The organism is Candidatus Palauibacter polyketidifaciens (assembly GCF_947581785.1).
Taxonomy (GTDB): domain Bacteria; phylum Gemmatimonadota; class Gemmatimonadetes; order Palauibacterales; family Palauibacteraceae; genus Palauibacter; species Palauibacter polyketidifaciens.
On record NZ_CANPVO010000044.1, the window covers coordinates 25,832 to 48,647 of the forward strand.

Annotated in this window: 18 protein-coding genes; 15 read left to right on the forward strand and 3 right to left on the reverse strand. The window is 68.9% G+C overall.

The annotated features are described in order from the left end of the window. Positions 1-55 precede the first annotated feature (55 nt). The 15 genes from RN729_RS12080 to RN729_RS12150 all read left to right on the forward strand — a co-directional run bounded on the left by RN729_RS12080 (position 56) and on the right by RN729_RS12150 (position 15,774). The gene (locus RN729_RS12080; RefSeq protein ID WP_310785105.1) at positions 56-355 is read left to right on the forward strand and encodes a hypothetical protein; all 300 of its coding nucleotides are present in this window, start codon (positions 56-58) and stop codon (positions 353-355) included. Then, positions 270-1,931 carry a murein biosynthesis integral membrane protein MurJ gene (gene murJ, locus RN729_RS12085; RefSeq protein ID WP_310785107.1) on the forward strand — a complete coding sequence of 554 codons (1,662 nt, stop codon included), beginning with the start codon at positions 270-272 and terminating at the stop codon, positions 1,929-1,931. Before RN729_RS12080 ends, murJ begins: the two co-directional genes overlap by 86 nt. Next, positions 1,928-3,832 carry an excinuclease ABC subunit UvrC gene (uvrC, locus tag RN729_RS12090; protein ID WP_310785109.1) on the forward strand — a complete coding sequence of 635 codons (1,905 nt, stop codon included), beginning with the start codon at positions 1,928-1,930 and terminating at the stop codon, positions 3,830-3,832. The genes murJ and uvrC overlap by 4 nt, the downstream gene beginning before the upstream one ends. A gap of 181 nt (positions 3,833-4,013) precedes the next feature. After that, positions 4,014-5,351: a glutamate--tRNA ligase family protein gene (locus tag RN729_RS12095; protein ID WP_310785110.1), complete on the forward strand. Its 1,338-nt coding sequence runs from the start codon at positions 4,014-4,016 to the stop codon at positions 5,349-5,351. Continuing rightward, positions 5,348-6,487: a threonine synthase gene (locus tag RN729_RS12100; protein ID WP_310785112.1), complete on the forward strand. Its 1,140-nt coding sequence runs from the start codon at positions 5,348-5,350 to the stop codon at positions 6,485-6,487. The genes RN729_RS12095 and RN729_RS12100 overlap by 4 nt, the downstream gene beginning before the upstream one ends. A gap of 93 nt (positions 6,488-6,580) precedes the next feature. Further along, a complete protein-coding gene (locus RN729_RS12105; protein ID WP_310785114.1) occupies positions 6,581-7,900 on the forward strand; it encodes a tetratricopeptide repeat protein in 1,320 nt (439 codons plus the stop codon). 93 nt (positions 7,901-7,993) lie between these two features. After that, positions 7,994-9,271 carry a DUF512 domain-containing protein gene (locus RN729_RS12110; RefSeq protein WP_310785116.1) on the forward strand — a complete coding sequence of 426 codons (1,278 nt, stop codon included), beginning with the start codon at positions 7,994-7,996 and terminating at the stop codon, positions 9,269-9,271. An 11-nt stretch (positions 9,272-9,282) separates the two neighbouring features. Beyond that, a complete protein-coding gene (gene der / locus RN729_RS12115) occupies positions 9,283-10,602 on the forward strand; it encodes a ribosome biogenesis GTPase Der (protein ID WP_310785119.1) in 1,320 nt (439 codons plus the stop codon). Beyond that, positions 10,599-11,243, forward strand: a complete 645-nt coding sequence (gene plsY, locus RN729_RS12120; protein ID WP_310785121.1) for a glycerol-3-phosphate 1-O-acyltransferase PlsY — start codon at positions 10,599-10,601, stop codon at positions 11,241-11,243. The genes der and plsY overlap by 4 nt, the downstream gene beginning before the upstream one ends. Beyond that, on the forward strand, positions 11,240-12,250 hold the full coding sequence (locus RN729_RS12125) for an NAD(P)H-dependent glycerol-3-phosphate dehydrogenase (RefSeq protein ID WP_310785123.1): 1,011 nt from the start codon (positions 11,240-11,242) through the stop codon (positions 12,248-12,250). The genes plsY and RN729_RS12125 overlap by 4 nt, the downstream gene beginning before the upstream one ends. A gap of 41 nt (positions 12,251-12,291) precedes the next feature. Next, the gene (locus RN729_RS12130) at positions 12,292-12,654 is read left to right on the forward strand and encodes a MerR family transcriptional regulator (RefSeq protein WP_310785125.1); all 363 of its coding nucleotides are present in this window, start codon (positions 12,292-12,294) and stop codon (positions 12,652-12,654) included. Then, complete coding sequence (gene surE, locus RN729_RS12135) at positions 12,651-13,418, forward strand: 5'/3'-nucleotidase SurE (RefSeq protein ID WP_310785127.1); 768 nt, start codon at positions 12,651-12,653, stop codon at positions 13,416-13,418. The genes RN729_RS12130 and surE overlap by 4 nt, the downstream gene beginning before the upstream one ends. Then, positions 13,400-14,080: a protein-L-isoaspartate(D-aspartate) O-methyltransferase gene (locus tag RN729_RS12140; RefSeq protein WP_310785129.1), complete on the forward strand. Its 681-nt coding sequence runs from the start codon at positions 13,400-13,402 to the stop codon at positions 14,078-14,080. The genes surE and RN729_RS12140 overlap by 19 nt, the downstream gene beginning before the upstream one ends. Then, positions 14,077-14,988: a DUF368 domain-containing protein gene (locus tag RN729_RS12145; protein ID WP_310785131.1), complete on the forward strand. Its 912-nt coding sequence runs from the start codon at positions 14,077-14,079 to the stop codon at positions 14,986-14,988. Before RN729_RS12140 ends, RN729_RS12145 begins: the two co-directional genes overlap by 4 nt. Positions 14,989-15,078: 90 nt before the next feature. Beyond that, positions 15,079-15,774 carry a tetratricopeptide repeat protein gene (locus RN729_RS12150; RefSeq protein ID WP_310785132.1) on the forward strand — a complete coding sequence of 232 codons (696 nt, stop codon included), beginning with the start codon at positions 15,079-15,081 and terminating at the stop codon, positions 15,772-15,774. A 176-nt stretch (positions 15,775-15,950) separates the two neighbouring features. Here the strand turns inward: RN729_RS12150 and RN729_RS12155 are convergent, their stop codons facing one another. From RN729_RS12155 to RN729_RS12165, 3 genes are read right to left on the reverse strand one after another with little or no spacing between them, the layout of a single operon-like run. Continuing rightward, positions 15,951-18,215, reverse strand: coding sequence for a DUF5916 domain-containing protein (locus RN729_RS12155; protein ID WP_310785133.1), 2,265 nt, complete (start codon positions 18,213-18,215; stop codon positions 15,951-15,953). Beyond that, positions 18,209-20,449: a DUF5916 domain-containing protein gene (locus tag RN729_RS12160; protein ID WP_310785135.1), complete on the reverse strand. Its 2,241-nt coding sequence runs from the start codon at positions 20,447-20,449 to the stop codon at positions 18,209-18,211. Before RN729_RS12160 ends, RN729_RS12155 begins: the two co-directional genes overlap by 7 nt. 50 nt (positions 20,450-20,499) lie before the next feature. Next, on the reverse strand, positions 20,500-22,812 hold the full coding sequence (locus RN729_RS12165; protein ID WP_310785137.1) for a DUF5916 domain-containing protein: 2,313 nt from the start codon (positions 22,810-22,812) through the stop codon (positions 20,500-20,502). Positions 22,813-22,816: the final 4 nt, after the last annotated feature.

A 22,816-nucleotide genomic window follows, 5' to 3' on the forward strand; every position in this document is an offset into this window, starting at 1 on the left:
CGAGCGGACGTTCTTCCACGGGGGGCGCGACAATGAGCGGCACGGGAGATCCGAGATGACCTTCGCCTTCATGGTCGTTCTCGGGCTGATCGTCCTCATCCCGGTGCTCGCCATCGTGATCGACTCCCCCCTTTCCGAAGCCCTCGCGCGCCGGATCGGGAGCACCGAGTCCGGAACGAACCAGTCCGCCCGCATCGACGCGCTCGAGCAGGAAATCCAGTACCTGACGCAGGCGGTCGAGGGCATCCGGGAAGAGACCGCCTTCGTGCGTGCCCTCGTGGAAGGAGACGAAGCGCTCCCGGCACTCCCCACAGGGGAGGCGGGGCGACCGGCCGGAAACGACGGGGAGCGTTGATCTGACGGGGAAGGCGCCGGGGCAGGGCCGTTCCGCGACGCGCGTCGCCGCCGGCATTCTCGCCAGCCGCATCACCGGGTTTCTGCGGGACGTCATCATCGCCGCCACCTTCGGCGTCGGGCCGGTCACCGACGCCTATGCGGCCGCGCTCAAGATCCCGAACGCCTTTCGCAACCTCCTCAGCGAAGGCGCCCTCTCCGCCTCCTTCGTGCCGGTGTTCTCCTCGTTGATGGAGCGGGGCGACACGACCGCGGCGCGGAGGCTCGCGCAGGGCGTGCTCGGCGGCCTCCTCCTCCTCTCCCTCCTCGTCGTGGCGGCGGTCGTCGCCGGCGCACCCTGGCTCCTGGGCATCCTCGCGCCCGGCTACGACGCGGAGTTGAGCGAGCTTACGACGCGCCTGGTCCGCATCCTCTTCCCCATGTCCGGGGTCATGATCGTCGGTGCATGGTGCCTCGGCATCCTCACGAGCCACCGCCGTTTCTTCCTCCCCTTCGTCGCACCCGTCGTCTGGAACCTGTCCCAGATCGGCGGCCTCCTGCTGGGGGCGCGGATGGGCTGGGCGCCGCTCATCGTCGTGCTCACCTGGTCCACCCTCATCGGAAGTGTGCTGCAGGTCGCGATCCAGCTCCCCGTCGTGTACCGCCTGCTCGGCACGCTCCGCCCCCGCATCGACCTCCGCTTCGAGCCCACGCGCCGCGTCGCGCGCAACGCCATGCCGGTCGCGGCGGGGCAGGGGATCTTCCAGCTCTCGAGCCTGACCGATGTGTTCATCGCCAGCCTCCTCGCCGAGGGCGCGCTCACGGGGATCTACTTCGCGCAGCGCATCGCGATGGTGCCAATGGCCCTCTTCGGCGCCTCGGTGGCGGTGGCGGCGCTGCCGGAGATGTCCCGGGAGGAGGGGGCCGAAGCGCTGCGGTCGCATCTGTCGACCGGCGTGCGGCGCGTGTCCTACTTCATTCTTCCATCGGTCGCCGTGCTCCTCCTGCTCGGGGATCTCGTGACGTCGCTCATCTACGAACGGGGAGCCTTCGAGGCCGAACACGTCCCGGTCGTGCAGTGGGCCCTGGGCGCCTACGCGCTGGGACTCGTGGCGACGAGCCTCACGAAGCTGTTCGCGAGCGCGTTCCACGCCCTCCAGGACACGCGGACGCCGGTGAAGTACGCCCTGGCCGGCGTGGGGACCGGCATCCTGATCGGGGCCGCGACCGCGCTGTGGATGGAGGACCGCGGGTTCGGGCTGCGCGCGGCGGCGGGGCTCGTCTTCGGCAGCTCCGTCGGGGCCTGGGTCAACCTCGTCCTCCTCGTGCGCGGGCTGGGATGGCGGGGGGCGGGAGGGTGGTTCCTCCCGGTGCGGCGTTCTCTCGCCCGCATGGCCGCGGGCGCCGGCCTGGCGAGCGGCGCCTTCGTGGCGATTCGAGCGCTGCTCGCGGACCGCCTCCCGGACGGATTCCTCGGGGACGCCGCTCTCCTCGCGGCCGCGCTCATCGCGGGCGGGCTGTGCTATGCCGGCTGTGCCGGCCTTCCGACCGGGCTCCGAACCGTCGGGGAGGCCCCATCGGCGGAGGGGAGGGAATGAGCGGGGAGCGAGGCGCGCGGGGGCCGGATCTCGACGCGCTTCGCCAGCAGGCGCGGGGGCTGGATCACGAGCCGGGCGTGTACCTTTTCCGGGACGCCGCGGGGGAGGTCCTCTACGTGGGAAAGGCGAAATCGCTCCGCTCGCGCGTCGCCTCCTATTTCGGTGCCGAGGCGAGCCGTTCCGTGAAGCTCGTCCGCCTCGTCCGGGAGATCGACAGTATCGAGACCTTTCCCGTGCGCTCGGAAGCCGAGGCCCTCCTCCTCGAATGGAATCTCATCCGCGAGTTCGGCCCGCGCTTCAACATCCAGCTCCGCGACGACAAGAGCTATCCGTACATCAAGGTCACGATCGGGGAGCCCTTCCCGCGGATCTTCGTGACGCGCCGGCTGAGGGATGACGGTTCTCGGTATCTGGGCCCCTTCACGGACGTCGGGGCGATGCGGCGGGCGCTGCGCACGATCAAGAAGATGTACACCGTGCGGTCGTGCCATTACCGGATGCCGGCGGAGCTTCCGCCCCGGCCCTGTCTCGACTATCACATCGGGCGCTGTAAGGCCCCGTGCGCGGGCCTCCAGTCCGAAGGGGACTATCGGGCGATGATCGACGAGATCCTCGAGATCCTCGGAGGGCGGACGGGGACCGTGAGGCGCTCGGTGGAAGACCGGATGACGGAGGCCGCCGAAGCGCTGGACTACGAACGGGCGGGGGAGTTGCGGGACGTGCTGCGCGGCCTCGATCAACTCGAGAGCCGACAGGCGGCGATCGACCCCAGGGGCGGGAGTCACGACGCGATCGGCTTCGCGCGCCAGCCGGCGGGCGGGTCGGTGTGCGGGATCGTGCTCCGGGTGCGGGAGGGACGGCTCGTCGGCCGCCGGATCCACTATCTCGCGAACGTCGGGGACGAACCGGACGAAGCCGTGCTCGGGGCCCTGGTGAAGGGGTACTATCTGCGCCAGGCGGACGATGTCCCCTCGGAACTCCTCGTGCCGGAGCCGTTCGACGAGCAGGATCTCGTGGAGGAGTACCTTTCCGGCGTCGCCAGCCACCGCTTCCGCATCCGGGTGCCGGCGCGCGGGCCGACGCTGGAGCTCACGCGGGCCGCGAGCCGAAACGCGGCGCACGTGCTGGAGCGGGACCGGGTGGAGCAGGGAGATGAAGCGGGCGCCGGCGTCGAGGCCGCGGGACCGTCGCCCGCCGCGGCGCGGCTCGCGGAGGTGCTCGAGCTGGAGGCGCCGGCGCGGGACATCGTCTGCTTCGATGTGTCGACGCTCGCGGGCCGGGAGTCGGTCGGGAGTAGCGTGTGGCTCCGGGATGGACGGCCGCACAAGGACGAGTACCGCAAGTTCCGGATCCGGGATTCGGACGAGGGACAGACCGATGACTACGCCATGATGCAGGAGATCGTCTCACGCTATTTCGACCGCCGCGTCCGGGAGGGGGGCGCCCTGCCGGACCTCGTCGTCGTGGACGGGGGCAGGGGACAGCTCTCGGCCGCGCGGCAGGCCATGGACGGCGCGGGCGTCTCCGACCTGACCACCGTGGCCCTCGCGAAGCGCGAAGAGGAAGTGTTCCGGCCCGGGATCCCGACTCCGTTGCGGCTTCCGCGCGCCGACCCGGGGTTGCATTGGCTACAGCGGGCGCGCGACGAGGCTCATCGCTTTGCGCTCCGGTACAACCGGACGCTGCGCCGCCGACGCGCCCTCAGATCGCGGCTGAGCGAGATCCCGGGGGTGGGACCGGAGCGCGAGCAGCGCCTGCTGGAGCGGTTCGGCAGCCTCGACCTCATCCGTCGGGCCACCCCGGCGCAGCTCGCGCGCACGCCCGGGATCGGCGAGGCTACGGCAACGTCGATCCTTACCGCCCTCCACGAGGAGGATCCGGGCGGGGGAGCCGCCTCGTGATGCGCGGCGGACGTCCCCCGGCGGGCCTGTGCGCGCGCTGCCGTCACCGCCGCTGGATCCGGAGCGACCGCGGATCCGCTTTCCTCCTCTGCCGACTCTCGCGCCACGACGCGCGCTTTCGGCGCTATCCGACGCTGCCCGTACTGCGTTGCGCCGGCTTCCAGGCGGAAGAAGAGGCGTCATGACCCCTCCGACCGCTTCGACGGCGCGGGTCCGAACCCGGTTCGCCCCGAGCCCGACCGGAGCCCTCCACCTGGGCAACGCTCGCACTGCGATCCTGAACTGGCTTTTCGCCCGACGGCACGGGGGCGCCTTCGTGCTCCGGCTCGAGGACACGGACACCGAGCGCGCGGTACCGGGGGGAGAGGAGATGATCTACGAGGCGCTCGACTGGCTCGGCATCTCCCCGGACGAGGGACCGCGGGAGGGAGGGCCGTTCCCGCCATACCGCCAGTTGGCGCGCGCCGAACGCCATCGGGCCCGCGCGGAGGAGTTGCTGGAATCGGGGAAAGCGTTCCGCTCCGGAGGAGAGACCGCCATCCGGCTTCGCATCGAATCCGGGCCGGTCGAGTTCACGGACCTCCTGAAGGGCACGCTCGCGATCGACGGCGACGATCTGGGGGACCTCGTTCTCGTGCGGAGCGACGGGCGGCCCACCTACAACTTCGCGGTCGCGGTGGACGACATCGAGATGGAGATCAGCCACGTGATCCGGGGCGTGGGCCATCTCTCGAACACACCCAAGCAGGTGCTCCTGTACCGGGCCTTCGGGGTCGAGCCGCCCGCGTTCGTCCACATCCCGACCGTCCTGGCCCCCGGGGGAGGGAAACTCTCCAAGCGACGCGGGGCGGCCGGGGTCCTCGACTACCGGGAGCGGGGGTTCCATCCGGACGCGGTGCTCAACTACCTGTCGCTCCTCTCGTGGTCCTCGGAAGACGGGGAGGAGTTCCTGAGCCGGGAGGCGCTCGTGGAGCGGATCGACCTCGACCGGCTGGGAGCGGCCGATGCCGAGGTGGACGAGGAGAAGATGACCTGGCTCTCCGGACAGCACCTGCGGGCGGAACCCGCCGAGCGGCTGGCCCGCGATTGGGCGCCGCGGCTCGACGTGGAGGGGCTGGGGCTGAACGACGCCGATCTCCGCCGCGCCGCGGAGGTCTTCGCCAGGCGCACGCGTCTCCTCTCCGACGTCGCGTCCGAGGTCGAGCCGATCTACCGTGCGCCGGAGACCGGCGGATCCGCCGCCCGGGAGTTGCTCTCCGCCCCCGCGGCCGAGACCGCGCTTCGCCTCGCCCGCGCGGCGTGGGCCGACACGGCGTGGCGACCCGAACCCCTCGCCGCGGCGCTCCGCGGCGCGATGCGTGACGCCGGCCTCGCGGGGCGTACCTTCTTTCCGCCCGTCCGGGTCGCCCTGACCGGGCAGCTTCACGGACCCGACCTCGGCGAGGTCGCCTACGCGCTCGGGCGGGCGCGCACCCTCGCACGACTCGCGGCGGCGATAGAAAAGGAGCGAAGCGTATGAGCTGGCGCCTCGATTGCGGCCTCTGCGGGCGAACCGTTGCCCGGGGGCTGGCCACGGTGTGCCCGGACCCGGACTGCGGGAAGCCGCTGCTGGCGCGGTACGACCTCGGAGCCCTGGACGGCGAAGCGCTGCGGCGGGCATGGGCGGGGCGACAGGGTGGGATGTGGCGTTTTCGGGAGATCATGCCCATCGAGCCCGACGAGGACCCGGTGACCCTGGGCGAAGGCGGCACGCCCCTGTTCGAGATCGAGATCGGAGGGGAGTTCGAGGGTCTCACGCTTCTCGTGAAGGACGAGGGCCTCAACCCCACCGGAAGCTTCAAGGACCGCGGCCTGTGCGCGGCCGTCACCCGGGCGGTGCACGAGGGGGCGACGGACCTCGTCATCCCGAGCGCGGGCAACGCGGGAGCGGCCCTCGCGGCCTACGCGGCGCGCGCGGGAGTGCCCTGTCGCCTCTTCATCCCGGAGGACACTCCGGAGGGCGTCGCCCGGCGCTGCGAGCACTACGGCGCCGACATCGTCCGGGTCGACGGGCTCATCGACGAATGCGGCCGCCTCTCCGCCGAGTACGGCGCGGAAACGGGCGCGTTCAACATCTCCACGCTCAAGGAGCCCTACCGGATCGAGGGGAAGAAGACGATGATGCTTGAGATCGTCGAAGCTCTCGGCTGGCGGGCGCCCGACGCCATCGTCTACCCCACCGGCGGCGGCACCGGCCTTATCGGCAGCGCCAAGACGCTGGCGGAGCTGCGGGAGCTGGGGTTGATCGACGGGGGCACGCGCCTCTACGCCGTGCAGGGCACCGGCTGCGCGCCCATCGTGCGCGCGCACGCCGCGGGCGAGACCTACGCCGAGCCGTGGCGGAACGCCTCGACCGAGGCGTGGGGACTCCGGGTGCCGGGGGCGCTCGGCGATTTCCTGATGCTCGAAGCCATCCGCGAATCGGGCGGAGGGGGAGTCGCCGTTTCCGACGAGGCGATGAAGGAGGGGGCCCTCGAACTCGGCGCCGTCGGCGTGGGGGCCGCGATCGAAGGCGGCGCCACCCTCGCCGGGGCGCGGGAACTTCGCCGATCCGGAGAGCTGCGCGATGCGGAAACGGTCGTCCTCTTCAACACCGCGCATCTTCTCACATATTAGCGCCGCTGCGTTCGTGCGCGGGGGCAGCCTTCCGGCTATCTTGGCGCGGTCTACGACTGTAAACAGAAACAGGGGTTCAGAGCGATGTTGAACATGGTGCGTACTGGCGCGAGGGCGGCGACCGCCGCGACCCTGGCGTCGATCTTCACGTCTGCGGGACTCTTCGGGCAGGAATGCGAGTTCGACGCGAACAGCGCGGCCGCCACGGCTTCCGAAGCGATCCAGGGACTCACCGACGCGGCCACGGCCGCAGACAGCCTGGAGATCCTGATGGAGGCGTGGGAGGCGCTAAGCGCGGATCTGGAGAGCGAGAATCCGGTCGTCCCACTACTGGGCGCGCAGATCCAGATAGGCCTCGGCAACTTCCGGGATGCCGTGGAGTTTCTCGACCGCTACGACGCGACCTCGGCGCCCGAATGCATGATGCACGGCGAGGCACAGCGCTATAACGGCTGGGTCCGGCTCTACAACCAGGGGGTGACGGCCTACAGCGCATCCGACAACGAAGCGGCGCTCGACGCCTTCATGCTCGCGAACGACTTCAAGCCCGACCTCCGCACGTACAGCAATGCGGCGCTCCTGCAGTCACAGATGGGAGACAACGCGGGCGCGATCGAGACGTACCAGGCCGCGCTCGCCGCGGACATTCCCGATGCGGACGCGGAGTCGTTGCAGGGCGCCGTCCGAGGACTCGGCGACATGCTGGTGGTGGAAGGCCGGGGGGACGAGGCCATCCAGACCTACGCCGACTACCTCGCCAGGTACCCCGACGATGTCGTGATCCAGATCCAGTATGCGGGAGTCCTGGCCGATCAGGGGCAGACCGATGAGTCTTCGGCGATCTATGCCGAGACCCTCGAGCGCACCGACCTGACGTACCAGCAGTGGCTCGAAGTGGGGGTGGGGTTCTACAACGCGCAGAACTTCTCGGACGGGGCCACCGCCTTCGGGAGGGCTCGCGAGGGGAATCCCTACAACAAGGAAGCGATGGAGAACTACGTCAACGCTTCCATCCAGTCCGGCCGTCCCGGGCCCGTCATCGCACTCGCGGACACCCTTAAGCAGTGGTATCCGTACGACGCGCTGGCTCACCAGCTGCACTTCCAGGCTCTCGGCCGCGCCGACATGAACGAGCGGGCGATGGAGGTTATGGGGGAGGAGCAGCAGCTGCCGCTCTCCGTCACGTTCGCGCAGATGGCTGCCGCGCCCAACGGCCGGTACATCGTGCAGCTGTCCTTCACGAACCGCTCCGCCTCCGGCACGCTGCAGATCACGTTCGAGTTCGTCGATGCCGGCGGACAGGTCGTCAGGGAGGAGACGCAGACCTTCGAGGCCGACTCCGGCGGCTTCACCTTCGAGATCCAGTCCGACGTGCCCCTGGCCGGGTTCCGGTACGGGACGATCGAGGGCTGACCGCCCGCTCGCAGGCCGTGGCCCGGTAGCAGGCCGCCAGCCGCTCCCGAGAGGCGGGAGCGGCCCGCCTGCGGTAGCCCCACGCGCGAGACCATGATTCGAATCGCCAGCGTGAAGCCGGGGTCGATCGCCGCCGACCTCGAACTGCCGGCGGGCCTCGCCGTGCTTGAGATCAACGGCAAGCCCGTTCGAGACAGCCTCGACCTTCTGTTTCATCAGGCGGAACCCGAACTCCGGGTGCTCGCCGAGCGGCAGACCGGCGAGCGGCTTCTCTTCGAGATCGAGAAACCCGAGGACGAACCCCTCGGGATCGTCCCGGAGCCCGACAAGATCCGCCGCTGCACCAACGCGTGCCCGTTCTGCTTCGTGAAGGGAAACCCGAAACTCGACAAGCTTCGGGCGCCCCTCTATGTGAAGGATGACGACTACCGACTGTCCTTCCTCCACGGCCACTACATCACGCTGACGAACCTGCGTCCGGATGACTGGGACCGCATATTCGAACAGCGACTGTCCCCACTCTACGTGAGCGTCCACGCGACGGACCCGGCGGTGCGGCTCCGGATGCTGAAGAACCCCCGGAGCGCGAACATCGGGGAGGATCTCGACCGGCTGGCCGAGGGCCGCATCGTCGTCCACGCCCAGGTCGTCCTCTGTCCGGAGGTGAACGACGGCAAACACCTGACGCGCACGATCGAAGACCTCTATCGCCGCGGCGACGCGATCCGGTCGCTCTCCATCGTCCCGGTGGGCCTCACGTCGTGGAACGCGGCGCTGGGGGGACGGACCCTCACGCCCGGGGAATGTCGCGCGGCGCTCGACGACGTCGACGCGATCCGCGAACGGGCGCTGTCGGAGCGGGGACAGGGATGGTGCTACGCCGCCGACGAGATGTACCTGCAGGCGAGACTCGAACCGCCGGGCGCCGCGTACTTCGACGATCACGAACTCGAGAGCAACGGCGTCGGCGCGATCTCCACCCTGACGGACCGCGTGACCGGACAGTTGGAGGCGCTCGGCCCGTTGGAGGGGTGCAGGGTCGTTGCGGTCACGGGGACGTCAATGGGACCCACGATGACCCGACTCGCGGGCCGCATCGCGCTGCGCACCGGCGCCGAGGTCTCGACGGTCGCGGTCGAGAACACGCTGTACGGGCCGATGGTCACGACGGCCGGCCTGCTGCCGGGCGCGGATCACCGGAACGCGCTCCGCGATGCGGGGGACTTCGACGTGGCCCTCTTCTCCGCGCAGGCGCTGAACGACGGGGAAGTCTTCCTCGACGACGTGAGCCTCTCCGAGCTGCAGGCCGGCTTTCCCGGTCGCCGCGTCGAGCCTTCCGCGGACCTCGTCGATGTCCTTTCGCGGCTCTGACGGCGATGCCCATGCACACGGTGGCCATCGTGGGCCGCCCCAACGTCGGCAAATCGACCCTCTTCAACCGGATCCTGGGGCGGCGGGCCGCGATCGTCGCCGAGCAGCCGGGCGTGACGCGGGATCGGCAATTCGCCGAGGCGGAATGGGCGGGACGGCACTTCCTTCTCGTCGATACCGGAGGCCTCGTCGTGCGGCCGGATGAGCACATCGATCTCGAGGTGCGCCGGCAGGCCGAGACCGCAATCGGCCACGCGGACGTCGTCATCTTCGTCGTGGACGGCCGCGACGGCGTCCAGCCCGTGGACCGGCACGTCGCACAGCTCCTGCGCCGCTCCGCGTTGCCCGTGATCGTTGCGGCGAACAAGCTCGACGAACTCGCGGAGGCGATCGAGCACCTCGACTTCTACGAACTCGGCCTCGGCGACCCCACGCCGCTGGCAGCCCTCAGCGGCAAGGGATCGGGGGACCTCCTGGACCGTGTCGTCGCGGCCCTTCCCGAATCCGCGGAGACGGAAGAGGGCGACGCCGACATCCGCATCGCGGTCATCGGGCGCCCCAACGTGGGCAAATCCAGCTTCGTGAATCGTCTCCTCGGGGAAGATCGCGTCATCGTCCACGAGGAGGCGGGGACCACGCGCGACGCGATCGATACGGATCTCGTTCTGGAAGACCGCCGCATCCGTCTCATCGACACGGCCGGCCTCCGCCGCCGGGCGCGCATCGTGGACGACCTCGAATTCCTCGGACGGCTGCGGGCCGCCTCGGCGATCGGCCGGGCCGACGTCTGCCTTCTCCTGGTGGATACGCGGGACGGCGCGGCGAACCAGGATTTCCGGATCGGACACGAGGCGTGGGACGAGGGGAAGGGGCTCGTGTTCGTCGCCAACAAGTGGGACCTGATCGAGGACCGCGGGCCCACGGCGATGGCCGGCTTCGAGCGCGAACTCCGCGAGCGCGCGCACTATCTCCGCTGGGTGCCCATCATCACCTGCTCGGCGTTGACCGGGAAGCGGGTGCGGAAGGCCATCGACCTTGCGTTCGAGGTGCAGCAAGCGCGTGCGCAGCGCGTGCCCACCTCGGAGGTGAACGAGGTCCTTCGGCGACTCGTGGCGCGCCGGCAGCCTCCCCAGGGCGGGCGGGGAGACGTGCGGCTGCTGTACGGCAGTCAGGTGGCGGCGTCCCCGCCGCAGTTCGTACTCTGGTCCAACCGGCCACACGACCTCAAGGAGCACTATGTGAGATACCTCGTCGCCGGCTTTCGGGAGGCCTGGGGATTCGAGGGATCTCCCATTCGGATCAAGCTGAGGAAGCGTTCGGGGTGCGAATGACCGCGCCGCTTCTGACGATCGCCGCCTACCTCATCGGGGCCTTTCCCACGAGCTACCTCGTCGGGCGCGCCTACGGGTACGACCTCCGGCGGGAGGGAAGCGGCAACCTGGGGTCCACGAACGCCTACCGGGTGCTCGGGTTCTTTCCGGCCGTGGGCGTGCTCGTCGTGGACCTGCTGAAGGGGTTCGTGCCCGTGTGGTTCTTCCCGATGTGGGACGGGCGTACGGGCGGCTGGGTGCTCGTGTACGGGCTCGCCGCGATTTCCGGGCATGTATGGCCCGTGTACACGAGATTCAAGGGAGGGAAGGGGGTGGCGACCGCCGCCGGAACGATGGCCGCGCTGGTTCCGGTGGCCGTGATCGTCGCCTTCTTCGTGTGGGTCGTGACGGTGATCCTCACGCGGACGGCCTCCATGGCGTCCCTCCTCTCCGCCGCCCTCGTGCCCGTCATGGCGCGCGGCTCGGCGGCGCCGCGATCCGTCGTATCCTATGCGCTCCTCCTCGCCATCGCCGTGTGGTGGACGCACCGCTCGAACCTCGCGCGGATCGTGAGGCGCGAGGAGTTCCAGGTGGATTGGCGCCGCGGCCGGCTTCCGCGCCGGGAGAGGGCGGCGGAAGAGTCCCCGGAGGACGAGGGGTGAGCGGGCAGAGCGTCGCCGTGCTGGGCGCGGGCAGCTGGGGCACGGCGCTGGCGGATGTCCTCGTGCGGAACGGCCACGACGTGCGGCTGTGGGCGCGGGACGCCGCACACGCCGCTGCGATGCGCGAGACCGGGACGAACGAGCGCTACCTGCCCGGAATCGAACTCGGCCGCCCCCTCGCGGTGACAGCGGACCTGGCGGAAGCGACGGACGGCACGGGGTTCGTTCTCTCCGTGTGCCCATCACACGCGGTGCGGGAGGTGCTGCGACATGCCGCGCCCCACCTCGGAGATCAGATCCTGGTCTCGGCCTCGAAGGGGATCGAGCTCGGGACGCACCGGAGGATGTCGGAGGTCATCGTCGAGACGCTGGGCGAGGCCGCGGGATCGCGCACGGTGGTCCTCTCGGGACCCAGCTTCGCGGAGGAACTCCTGCGCGGGCTTCCGACGGCGGTCGTCGCCGCAAGCCGGAGCGAGGCCCACGCGCTCGCCGTGCAGAGCCTGTTCCGCAACGGGTATTTTCGAGTGTACACGCAGCCGGACGTGGATGGCGTGGAGCTGGGCGGCGCCCTCAAAAACGTGATCGCGCTCGCGGCCGGGATCTCCGACGGGCTGGAGCTGGGGTCGAACGCGCGCGCGGCGCTCATCAACCGCGGACTCGCGGAGATCGCGCGGCTCGCCCGGCACTTCGGGGCACGGGAAACGACGCTCGGCGGCCTCGCCGGACTCGGGGACCTCGTCCTCACCTGCACCGGGCGGCTGAGCCGGAATCGCTCGGCCGGACTCGCGATTGGGGCGGGTCGCCGGCCTTCGGAAGTGATCGGAGAGATGGATCAGGTCGTGGAAGGCTCGCGGACCGCACGCGCCGCATACGAACTGAGTCGGGAGCTGGACGTGGAGATGCCGATCACGAGCGGTGTATATTCGATCCTGTACGAAGATATGGCGCCCCGGGAGGCGCTGGCGCGGCTGATGGCCCGGGAGCCGAAACCCGAGCGGTGGGGTTAGCGAGGGCCTGCTCGCGACACCACACCAGGGAAGGGGAAAGCGTGTCCGACCGCATCGCCCCGAAGGAGTACTACTCGATCGGAGAAGTGTGCGAGATCGCGGATCTCAAGCCGCACGTCCTCCGCTACTGGGAAACGCAGTTCTCGGCGCTTCGCCCGACGAAGAACCGGGCGGGCAACCGGGTGTACCGTCCGAAGCAGATCCAGCTCGTGCAGCTCCTGCGGCACCTCCTCTACACCGAGCGGTACACGATCGAGGGCGCGAGGCGCAAGCTCGATCAGCTGCGCGCGGGCGGGGAACTCGCGGCGGAGGCGCGCGTGGCCTGGGATCGGGAAACGATCCGCGACCTCCGGACGGAGGCCGACGAACTGGTACAGCTCCTCGAGGACGGCGGGGTCGGGTGACCGAAGCGGGAACACCCATCCTCCTGTGCACGAACGACGACGGCGTGAAGTCGCCGGGGCTCGCGCTGCTCGCCCGTGTGGCCGACGCGTTCGGCGATGTGTGGACGGTGGCGCCGGATCGGGAACAGAGTGCGACGAGCCATGCGCTCTCCCTCTTCCGTCCCCTCCGCGTGACGCAGCTCGGGCCGCGACGTTACATGGTGGACGGGACGCCGACCGATTGCGTGCTCCTCGCCCTCAAGGAGATCCTCGAGACCCGGCCGCGCTTCGTCCTCTCAGGGGTCAACCACGGCGCCAACATGGGCGAAGACGTGCTCTACTCCGGCACGGTGGCGGCGGCGATGGAGGCGACGATCCTGGGCGTGCCGGCGATCGCCTTCTCGTTCACGGGGAGCGACGACCGCGTCCTCGAGAGCTACGAGGCGCTGCTCGGCCGCCTCATCGCCACCTGTCTCGATCGGGATTCCTTTCCGGACGAGACCTTCTTCAACATCAATCTTCCCGACCGGCCGGCGGGCGAGGTGGAGGGGATCACGGTGACCGCGCTCGGGCGCCGCGTGTACCACGACTCGCTCCGCCGGATTCACGATGAGGAAGGGACCGAGTACTTCAAGATCGGAGGCGGGCGTTCGGCCTGGAGCGGCCGGGGGGACTCGGATTTCCGTGCCGTGCGCGCGGGTTTCGTCTCGGTCACGCCGCTCCACCTCGACCTGACGAATTTCGAGCTGCTGAACGAGGTGAGGTCGTGGCGGCTTGGAAGTTGAGGGGGCGGGACCCGGCGGCGGATTACGGGCGCGACCGCCGTCGTCTCGTGGAACGGCTCCGGGAACGGGGCGTGAACGACCTGGCCGTCCTGCACGCGTTCGACAGCGTCCCGCGACACGCGTTCGTCCCTGACGTGATGCGGGCCCGTGCATACGAGGACGTGCCGCTCCCCATCGGCCGGGGACAAACGATTTCGAGCCCGACGATCCACGCGCTCAGCCTCGAATACGCCGAGATCCGTCCCGGGCATCGCGTCCTCGAGGTGGGGACGGGGGCGGGGTTCCAGACGGCGCTCCTCGCGGCGCTCGGGGCGGAGGTATACTCGATCGAACGGATCGCCCCCCTGTACGAAGCCGCCGCGCGCACGCTCGAGGGGCTCGGCGTGGAAGCGCGTCTCATGCACGGAGATGGGAGTCGGGGCTGGCCGGAATACGCTCCGTTCCAGGCGATCATCGTGGGTGCGGCCGCGGCCCGCCCGCCCGAAGCACTGTTCGGCCAGCTCGCCGATGGAGGCCGCCTCATCCTGCCCGTCGGCACCCGACGGCAGGAGCTGCGGCGCTACACGCGGCGCGGAGACGACTTCGTGAAGGAGACGATCACGGGCGCCCGTTTCGTCCCGCTCATCGAGGGGCGGGGCGGAGGCCGGGAGGCAAGCCGGTGAGAGCCTGGGCCGGGCTGTACGCGAAGGGCCTCGCCATGGGGCTGGCGGATCTCGTGCCCGGGGTTTCCGGAGGGACGATCGCCTTCATCTCGGGCATCTACGACGAGCTGGTCGCGACGATCGCGGGTCTCGACCGCCGCCTGCTCGGGGTGTTGCGGGAGGGGGGAGTGCGCGGCGTCTGGCAGGCGGGCAACCTGAGCTTCCTCGCCGTCCTGCTCGCCGGCATCGGCACGAGCGTGTTCGCCTTCGCCGGGTTGCTGCACTGGCTGCTCGCGAACCGGCCCGTGGAGCTGCGGGCCTTCTTCTTCGGCCTCGTGGCGGCGTCCGTGCTGCTCGTCGGGCGGCGCGTCGCGGATCGCCGGGCCGGCATCCGGATCCTTGCCGCCGCGGGGGCCGTCCTCGCCGCCGTCATCACATCGCTGCCCCCGCTCGTCCGGTCCGATGCGCCCCTCCTTCTCGCGGCGGCCGCGGCCGTGGCGGCCTGCGCCATGGTCCTGCCCGGCATTTCCGGCGCCTTCATCCTCCTCCTCCTGGGGGCGTACGCACCCGTGATCGCGGCCCTCCACAGCCTCGACCTCGTCCGGCTCGCGTTCGTGAGTCTCGGGATCGTCGCCGGCCTGCTCGCGTTCAGCCGCGTCCTGCGGCGCCTCCTCGCGCGTCACCGGACACCCACGCTGGCCGTGCTCACGGGGTTTCTCGTCGGTTCTCTCAACGCGCTGTGGCCGTGGAAGGTGCGAATCCGCGAGCTGTACACGCACAGCGACGGCCGCATCGAGTGGTTGCGGGCGAACCGCTGGCCCGAGGGCGCCGCGGAAATCTGGCCGGCGGTGGCTCTCGCGCTCCTCGGGGCCGTCGCCGTCCTCGCCATTGAGCGCATCGCCGGCCCGCGCGGCCCCGGCCGCCCGTGACGGAATGCTAGTGTAGTAGCGGCGATCCACCGGGTCCGGTAGCTTCCACGCCGTTCAACAACCGGGCAGGAAACGAGGAGGGAACGGGAGATGGCGGACGCGCTCGCCAGCGGCAAGACACCAGACGGAGGGGACGGTCGACAGGACGCTTTCGTCCGATCCACGTTCCGTCTGGCGACCTGGGTCAACAAGAACATGCGGGCGGTGCTGGTCGGGGCCGCCGGTATCGCGATGGTCGTCGTGGGCATCGTGTATTACACGAACTTCCAGGCTTCAGTGCGCGAGCAGGCGGCGAACGAACTCGCAACGCTGCGAATGACCGCGACCGACCCCGAAATGCTCATCGCCGACCTGGAAGCCTACGTCGACCGTTTCGACGGCGTGGCGGCGGCGAACGAAGGCCGGCTCCTCCTCGCCAGGACCTATCTCGACACGGAGCGGTCCGTGGAGGCCGCCCGGGTCGCGAGTACGATCACCGAGGCGCCGAACCGTCCCGTCGGACTCGCCGGCCGCACACTCCTCGCGGCGGCCCAGGAAGCGTCGGGAGACGCGGAGACCGCGCTCGCCACGTGGGAAGCCCTGGGAGAAACGGCGCGTTTCGCCTTCCAGCGCCGTGAGGCGCGCGCTTCCGCCGCGAGAATCCTCGCCTCGCTCGGCCGTCTCGAGGAAGCCGAAACGATCTTCGCCGCCATCGCCGAGGAAGCCGCCGGGGAGGACCCCGTGGAGGCAGGCGTCTACCGCCTCCGACTCGGGGAGATCAAGGCCCAACTCGCAGGGAGCGACTGACCTCAGCCCCTCCGCGGCGAATTCGGGAGCACCCCGACAGCATCTCCGCAATTCCGTATGATCGTGGGCACGAGCAAAGATGGCGCATAAGATATATTATGTAAACCTGCGTCCGGTACGGGTTGAGACCCGCAGGGCGAATCAGAGGGTCGTTCAGACGGCGAGTCCGACCGCGATCAGAAGGCGAGCGTGTGGGAGTACTTCACCATCAGCGCCCTGCCGGACGAGAACGGGAGCATGGGATCGCGGTTGTTCGCCCGGCCGTTCACGCGGTCCGTGTAGTAGCCCTCGTTGTAGACGACCCACAGGTCCACTCCCTCGCGGAAGTGATACCGGAAGCGGGCGTTCACGAGCGCCTGGTCCGCTGCCGAGTTGTACTGGGCGAGCACGCTCAGAGAGAGGTGCGTGTCCAGCGAGAAATCGACGCCCAGCTTGGCGAGGTGCGTGGTCAGGTAGTCGCCCCCCCGGAGTTCGAACCGGTTGAGGTCGTACCCGGGCCGGATCTCGACGTGCCGGGAGACGTTCAGCGCCGGACTCATTCGAAGGCCCACCCTGCGGCCGTCATAGAAGCTGCCGGCCGAACCCCCGAGTTCCCCGCGCACGAGACCGCCGCGCGAAAGCCGCAGCGACATGTCGGCTTCGTGGAACCAGTATTCCCCGGGGTTGATCCGGAGGCTCGCGACCCGGAACGGGTCACGGATGCTCTCGAAGCTCGATCGCGAGGTGAGGGTCATGAAGGTGCCCGACTTCAGCGCGATCCGCAGCATGGGGGCGTAGCTGCGTGACTCCGGCGTGAGATCCGAGTTCCGGTAGTAGTGTTCCGTGGTGCCCCCGACCGTCACGGCACGCAACTGGGAATCCGCGCCGAGGAACCAGGAGTATTCGCTCGACCCACCGAACAGGGTGAAGTCGTTCCGAAGCTGGAAGCCGAGCCGCGGCAGGTAATCCGGCCCCACCCGCCGGTACTGCGCGCTGTAGTTCAACCCCTCCTGCCTCCGTCGCTCGTACTGCGCGAAGAAGGTGCCGGCGTCGAGCGGATTCCGCTCGGCCACGTCGTCGTCGAACGACTGGGCCCACCGCAGCGTCAGGTACTCGTCCCCGAACACCCGCACCTCGCTGTCCGCGCCGTAGGCCACGTTCGTCTTGCCGTACGCATCGACGCGCGTCGTGACGATCCCGCCGACGGAGGAGTTCTGATTGAAGATCTGCTGCTTGAGCCGCAGCACACCCATGTTCTCCCCCGGCCGTCCCGCGCGCGGGGCCGTCTGCATGTTCAGCATCCCGAAATCAAGCCCGCCGGCCCGCCCCACCACGCGCGCCCCCCCGTAGATGCGCACCAGTTCGCCCTGGTCGAGCCCGATCCGGCGGCTGAAGAAGACCCGGTCCGTGACCCCGCCGGTCGCGAAGTCGAAGGTCGCCGAGCGTTCCTGGAAGAACTGCCGCTTTTCCGGGAAGAAGAGGGGGAACCGCGTGAGGTTGATCTGCTGGTCGTCCGCCTCCACCTGGGCGAAGTCCGTATTGGCGGTGAGATCGATCGACAGGTTCGACGACGGCGAATATCTGAAGTCGAGGCCGGGCTCCCCGGTGGGGTCGTCCGTCGTCGCCCAGTACGCCGCCTGCACGTCCGGCGGTTCGCGCAGGGTCGGGATCTGAGTCATGCCGCCGAGGAGGTACGGCGTCACGTAGATCGGATTCGCCCGATTCACGTCCCTCAGGGTGACCCGCTGCGCCAGCGATGGCTTGCCGAAGCCGAAGAACCCGTACTCGGGAGAGATGTCGGGATAGACGTGGCGCTCGTTCTTCCGCGAAATCGAGCGGTAGACGGAGAGTCCCATCGTCACTTCCCCGCCGGCGTTCTGGAACCCCAGCGTGGAGAACGGGATCCGCATCTCCGCGGACCACCCGTCGTTCGTCCGCTGGACGGCGGCATCCCAGTGCGCGTTCCAGTCGCTGTTGAAGGGTCGCGTGCCCGCGGTCCACTCGGCGTCGCCCCAAACCGCACGATCGGATCGCGCGCCGTTGGGGTTCACCACGAAGGCCACCGCCGTCTCGTGGTCGTTGTAGCTGTCGATCACAACCGAGAACTGGTCGTCGCCGCTGAACCCGTCGCGGACGAAGCTGTTCGCCCGGATCCCGCCGAGGTCGGAATCGAACAGCCGCCCCGAGACGTAGAGGTATCCGTCATCGTAGGCGATCCGGATCTCCGTCTCTTCGGTGAGGGTTCCGCCGTATGTGGGCGAGTACATCACGAGCGGAACCGGATCGATGTCCGCCCACGCCGGCTCGTCGACGAAGCCGTCGAGCTGGATGTGACCGTTGCCCGTCAGGCGATGGAGGGGCACGGAGGGCTTCCCTCGCCCGCCGTCCTGCGCGGCCGCGGCCCCGGGCGCCACCGCCGCGAGCGTCGCGCACAGCCACAGGGTCGTGCGCAGAGTCACCATATGAACGTGTGCGAGTACTTGATCATGATGTTTCGTCCCGCCGACCACGGCAGCCTCGGATCGAATCCCCGGTCCCGTTCCAGGTTGAACCCTTCATTATACACAATCCAGAGGTCCGTGCCCTCCCTGAAGTGGTAACGGAAGCGCGCGTTGATGCTCGTCCGGTCGTCGAGATTGTTGTACTGCGCGAAGGCGCTGAACGAGAGGTGCGTGTTCAGGGCGAAGTTCAGCCGCAGCCGGCCGAGGTGCGTCGTCGTCGCCTCGCCCCGGTCGGGAAACTCGATCCGGTTCACCTCGTAGCCGCCGACGACCTCCAGGTAGCGGGAGACGGTCCAGGTGGGGTTGAAGATGAGTCCCACGCGCCGCCCATCGTAGAAGCTCCCCGCCGTCGTCCTGATCTCGCCGCGGAAGATCGTCGTGCGCGGCAGCATCCAGTCGATGCCGGCCTCCGTGAAGCTGTATTCGCCGGACGGAAGCGACACATCCCCGATCCCGAACGGGGTCCGGAGGTCCTCGAGCTGCACGTTCGCGTAGGCGGTGATGTTCGCGGTCGACTTGAAGTCGAGCGACACGGAGGGGCGGATCGAGCGGGATTCGACCGTGAGGTCCACGTTGCGCTGATAGTTCTCGCCCGTCACGTGCAGCGTGATCGCGTTCAGCGTCGCGTCGGCCCCTCTCAGCCAGGTGTGGGCCAACTGGCCGCCGAACAGCGTGAAGTTGTTCCGCAGTTGAAAGCCGAGGCGCGGCAGGTAGTCCGGGCCCACGCGCCGATAGTAGAGGTTGTACCAGACCCCACGGTCCGTCCGCCGCTCCCAGCGCGCCCGCACGAGGCTCGCGTCGAGTGCGTTGCGTTCCCTGACCACCTCGTCCTGCGTTTGCGCCCAGGTGACCGTGAGGTACTCGTCTCCGAACAGGCGTAGCTGCGAGTCCAGGCCATAGGCCACGTTGTTCTGGCCGTTCGAGCCGTAGCGGGTCGTGAGGATCCCCCCTACGAACGAATACGGATTGAGCACCTGCTGCTTGAGGCGCATGACCCCCATGTTCTCGCCCGATCGGCCCGCGGCCGGCGCCGTCTGCATGTTGAGGATCCCGAAGTCCAGGCCGGCGAGCCGGCCGACCAGCCTCGCCCCGCCGTAGATGCGAACGAGTTCGCCCCCCTGGAGTCCAATGCGGCGACTGAAAAACACGCGGTCGGTGAACCCTCCCGTCCCGAAGTCGAAGGTCGAAGAGCGCTCCTGGAAGAACTGCCGTTTCTCGGGAAAGAAGAGCGAGAACCGGGTGAGGTTCACCTGCTGGTCGTCCGCCTCGACCTGCGCGAAGTCGGTGTTGACGGTGAGATCGATCGCCAGGTTCGAGGAGGGGGAGTACTTGAGGTCGAGTCCCGGCTCCGCGACCTGGTCGCGCTCCGTCCCCCAGAAGGAGGCCGCGTCGGACGGCTCCCGGAGGAGCGGGGTCCGGCTCAGGCCTCCGAGCAGGTACGGGGTGACGTAGGCCGGCGTCGTCGGCCGCACCCCGCGCAGCGTCATCCGCTGGCCCTGGGAGGGCTTAAGGAAGCCCCCCTGCCCCCATTCGCGGCCAATGAACGGGAAGACGTGGCGCTCGTTCTTCCGGGCGATGAAGCGGTAGACGATGATCCCCATCGTCACTTCGTCTCCCTGCGCCTGGAATCCAAGCGTGGAGAACGGGATCCGGTACTCCGCGGACCACCCCTCGTCGTCTGTCGAGGTGACAACCTGCCAATGAGCGTTCCAGTCCGCGTTGAACGGCATCACATCGCCGGAGAAGTCGCCGTCGTTGGAGAGCGAGCGATCCTGGCGGACGCCGGCGGGCGTGGTCCCGAACCACAATCCGGTCTCGTAGTCGTTGTAGCTGTCGACCACGAAGGAGAGAAGGTCGTCGCCGCTGAACGCATCCCGGTAGAAGGTGTTCGCGCGGATGCCGCCGGGGTTCGAGTCGTACATCCGTCCGGAGAGGTAGAGGAACTCGTCGTCGTGCGCGATCCGGACCTCCGTCCGCTCCGTCATCTCGCCGCCGTGATCGGGGGCCCACATGAACATCGGGAGCGGCTCGACCGCGCTCCATGCCGGCTCGTCGACGACGCCGTCGACTTCTATCTCCCCGCTGAGCCGCGAGATGGGAATCGGGACCGGCGACCGGAACGCCGCCGCATCGACCTCGTCCGGGCTTCCGGTCTGCGCGGAGACCCCCGACGCCGCGAGGAGGCAGAGGGGCACAATCCACGCGCACGAAGCCGCAAGTCGCTGACAGGTGCGCAGGTCCGCGCCTACCAGCTGAAGGTGTGCGAGTACTTGACCATGATATTCCGGCCGGCGGACCACGGGAGCCTCGGCTCGAACCCCCGGTCTCGTTCGAAGTTCAGCCCCTCGTTGTACACGACCCAGAGATCCGTGCCTTCCCTGAAGTGGTAGCGAAAGCGGGCGTTGATGCTCGTCCGCTTGTCGAGGTTGTTGTACTGCGCGAACGTGCTCAGCGAGATGCTCCGATTCAGGGCGAAAGAAAGCTTCACGCGCCCGAGTTGGGTCGTGCGGGCCTCGCCCCGGTCGGGAAATTCGATCCGGTTGATTTCGTACCCGCCGCCCAACTCCAGGTATCGGGACGCGCTCCAGGTCGGGTTGAAGATCAGTCCGACGCGCCGCCCGTCGTAGAAGCGCCCCACGCTCGCCCGGATATCGCCCCGGAAGATCGCGGCTCGGGGCAGCATCCAGTCGATGCCCGCCTCCTGGAACCAGTATCCGCCAGTCGGAATCGACAGGCCGGTGATGCGGAACGGGACCTGGATGTCCTCGAACTGCGTGTTCGAATAGACCGTGATGCTCGAACCCGACTTGAAAGCGAACTCCACTTCCGGGCGGATCGATCTCGACTCCGGCGTGATGTCCGCGTTGCGATAGTAGTTCTCGCCCAGCACCGCGAGGGTGACCGTGTTCAGCGAAGCGCTCGGCCCCTGGAGCCAGGTGTGCCCGACCTCGCCGCCGAAAAGCGTGAAGTCTCTGCGCAACTGGAAGCCGAGCCGCGGCGTGTAGTCCGGCCCGACCCGCCGGTAATAGAGGTTGTACGACAGGCCGCGGTCCGTCCGCCGTTCCCAGCGGGCGCGGAACAGGCCCGCGTCGAGCGGATTCCTCTCGTTCACCGCTTCGTCGAAGGTTTGCGCCCACGTCAGCGTCACCCACTCGTTGCCGAGGGGACGGATCTGCGCATCCACGCCGTACGCGACGTTGTCCTCCCCGTTCGCCCCAATGCGCGTCGCGACGATCCCCCCCAGGAACGAATACGGATTGAAGACCCGCTGCTTCACCCGCATCACACCCACGTTCTCGCCCGAGCGGCTGCCGGTGGGAGCCGTCTGCATGTTCAGAAGACCGTAGTCCAGCCCTCCGAGGCGGCCGACGACGCGGGCGCCCCCGTAGATCCGAACGAGTTCCCCGCCCTCGAGACCGACCCTGCGGCTGAAGAACACGCGGTCGGTGAAGCCGCCGGTTCCGAAATCGAACGTCGAGGACCGTTCCTGGAAGAACTGGCGTTTCTCCGGGAAGAAGAGTGAGAACCGGGTGAGGTTGATCTGCTGGTCGTCCGCCTCCACCTGCGCGAAGTCCGTGTTGACCGTCACGTCGATGGCCAGGTTGGATGAAGGCGAATACTTGAGATCGGCCCCGGGTTCCGCCGTCCGATTCCGTTCCGACGCCCAGTAGGCCGCCGCGTCCGCCGGCTCGCGCAGGATGGGCGTCTGCCGGAGGCCTCCCAGCACGTACGGCGTCACGTGGACCGGCGATGTGGGACGCACCTCCCGCAACGTCATCCGCTGCGTCTGCGACGGCTTCATGAACGCCAGCCGGCCCCATTCCCGTCCGATCGGCGGGTACACCTGGCGCTCGTTCTTCCGGCTGATGTAGCGATAGGTGGTGATGCCCATCGTCACTTCATCGCCCTGCGCCTGGAAGCCCAGGGTCGAGAACGGAATACGAAACTCCGCGAACCATCCCTCGCCGTTTCGCATCGTGACGACGTCCCAGTGCGCGTTCCAGTCCTGGTTGAACGGAGGGAGGTCGCCCGTGAACTCGGCGTCGTTGGAGACGGAGCGGTCGTAACGGACGCCCGCAGGGTTGACGCCGAACCAGAGGGCGGTCTCGTAGTCGTTGTAGCTGTCGACCACGAACGACAACAGGTCGTCTCCGCTGTAGATGTCGCGGTAGAACGTGTTGACCCGGATCCCCTCCGGGTTCGAGTCGTACATTCGCCCGGACACGTAGAGGTACCGGTCATCGTGCGCGAGACGAATCTCGGTGCGCTCGGTCTGCTCCCCGCCGTGGGTGGGCGACATGATGAAGAGCGGGACCGGGTCGATCGAGTCCCACACGGGCTCGTTCACGATCCCGTCCACCTCGATCGCTTCGGCGATGCGGGTGATGGGTACCGGGGCGCCGGGCCGGAGCGCCTCCACGTCCACGGCCTCCGCGCCGCCGGCCTGGGCCGCGAGCCCCGGGACCGCGCACACCGCCGCCACCGCACCGCCGAACACGGCCCGCGCGAGCCGGCCGGCACGCCCCGCCCGCCCACGCGGCATGCGCAGCGACGTCATGCGA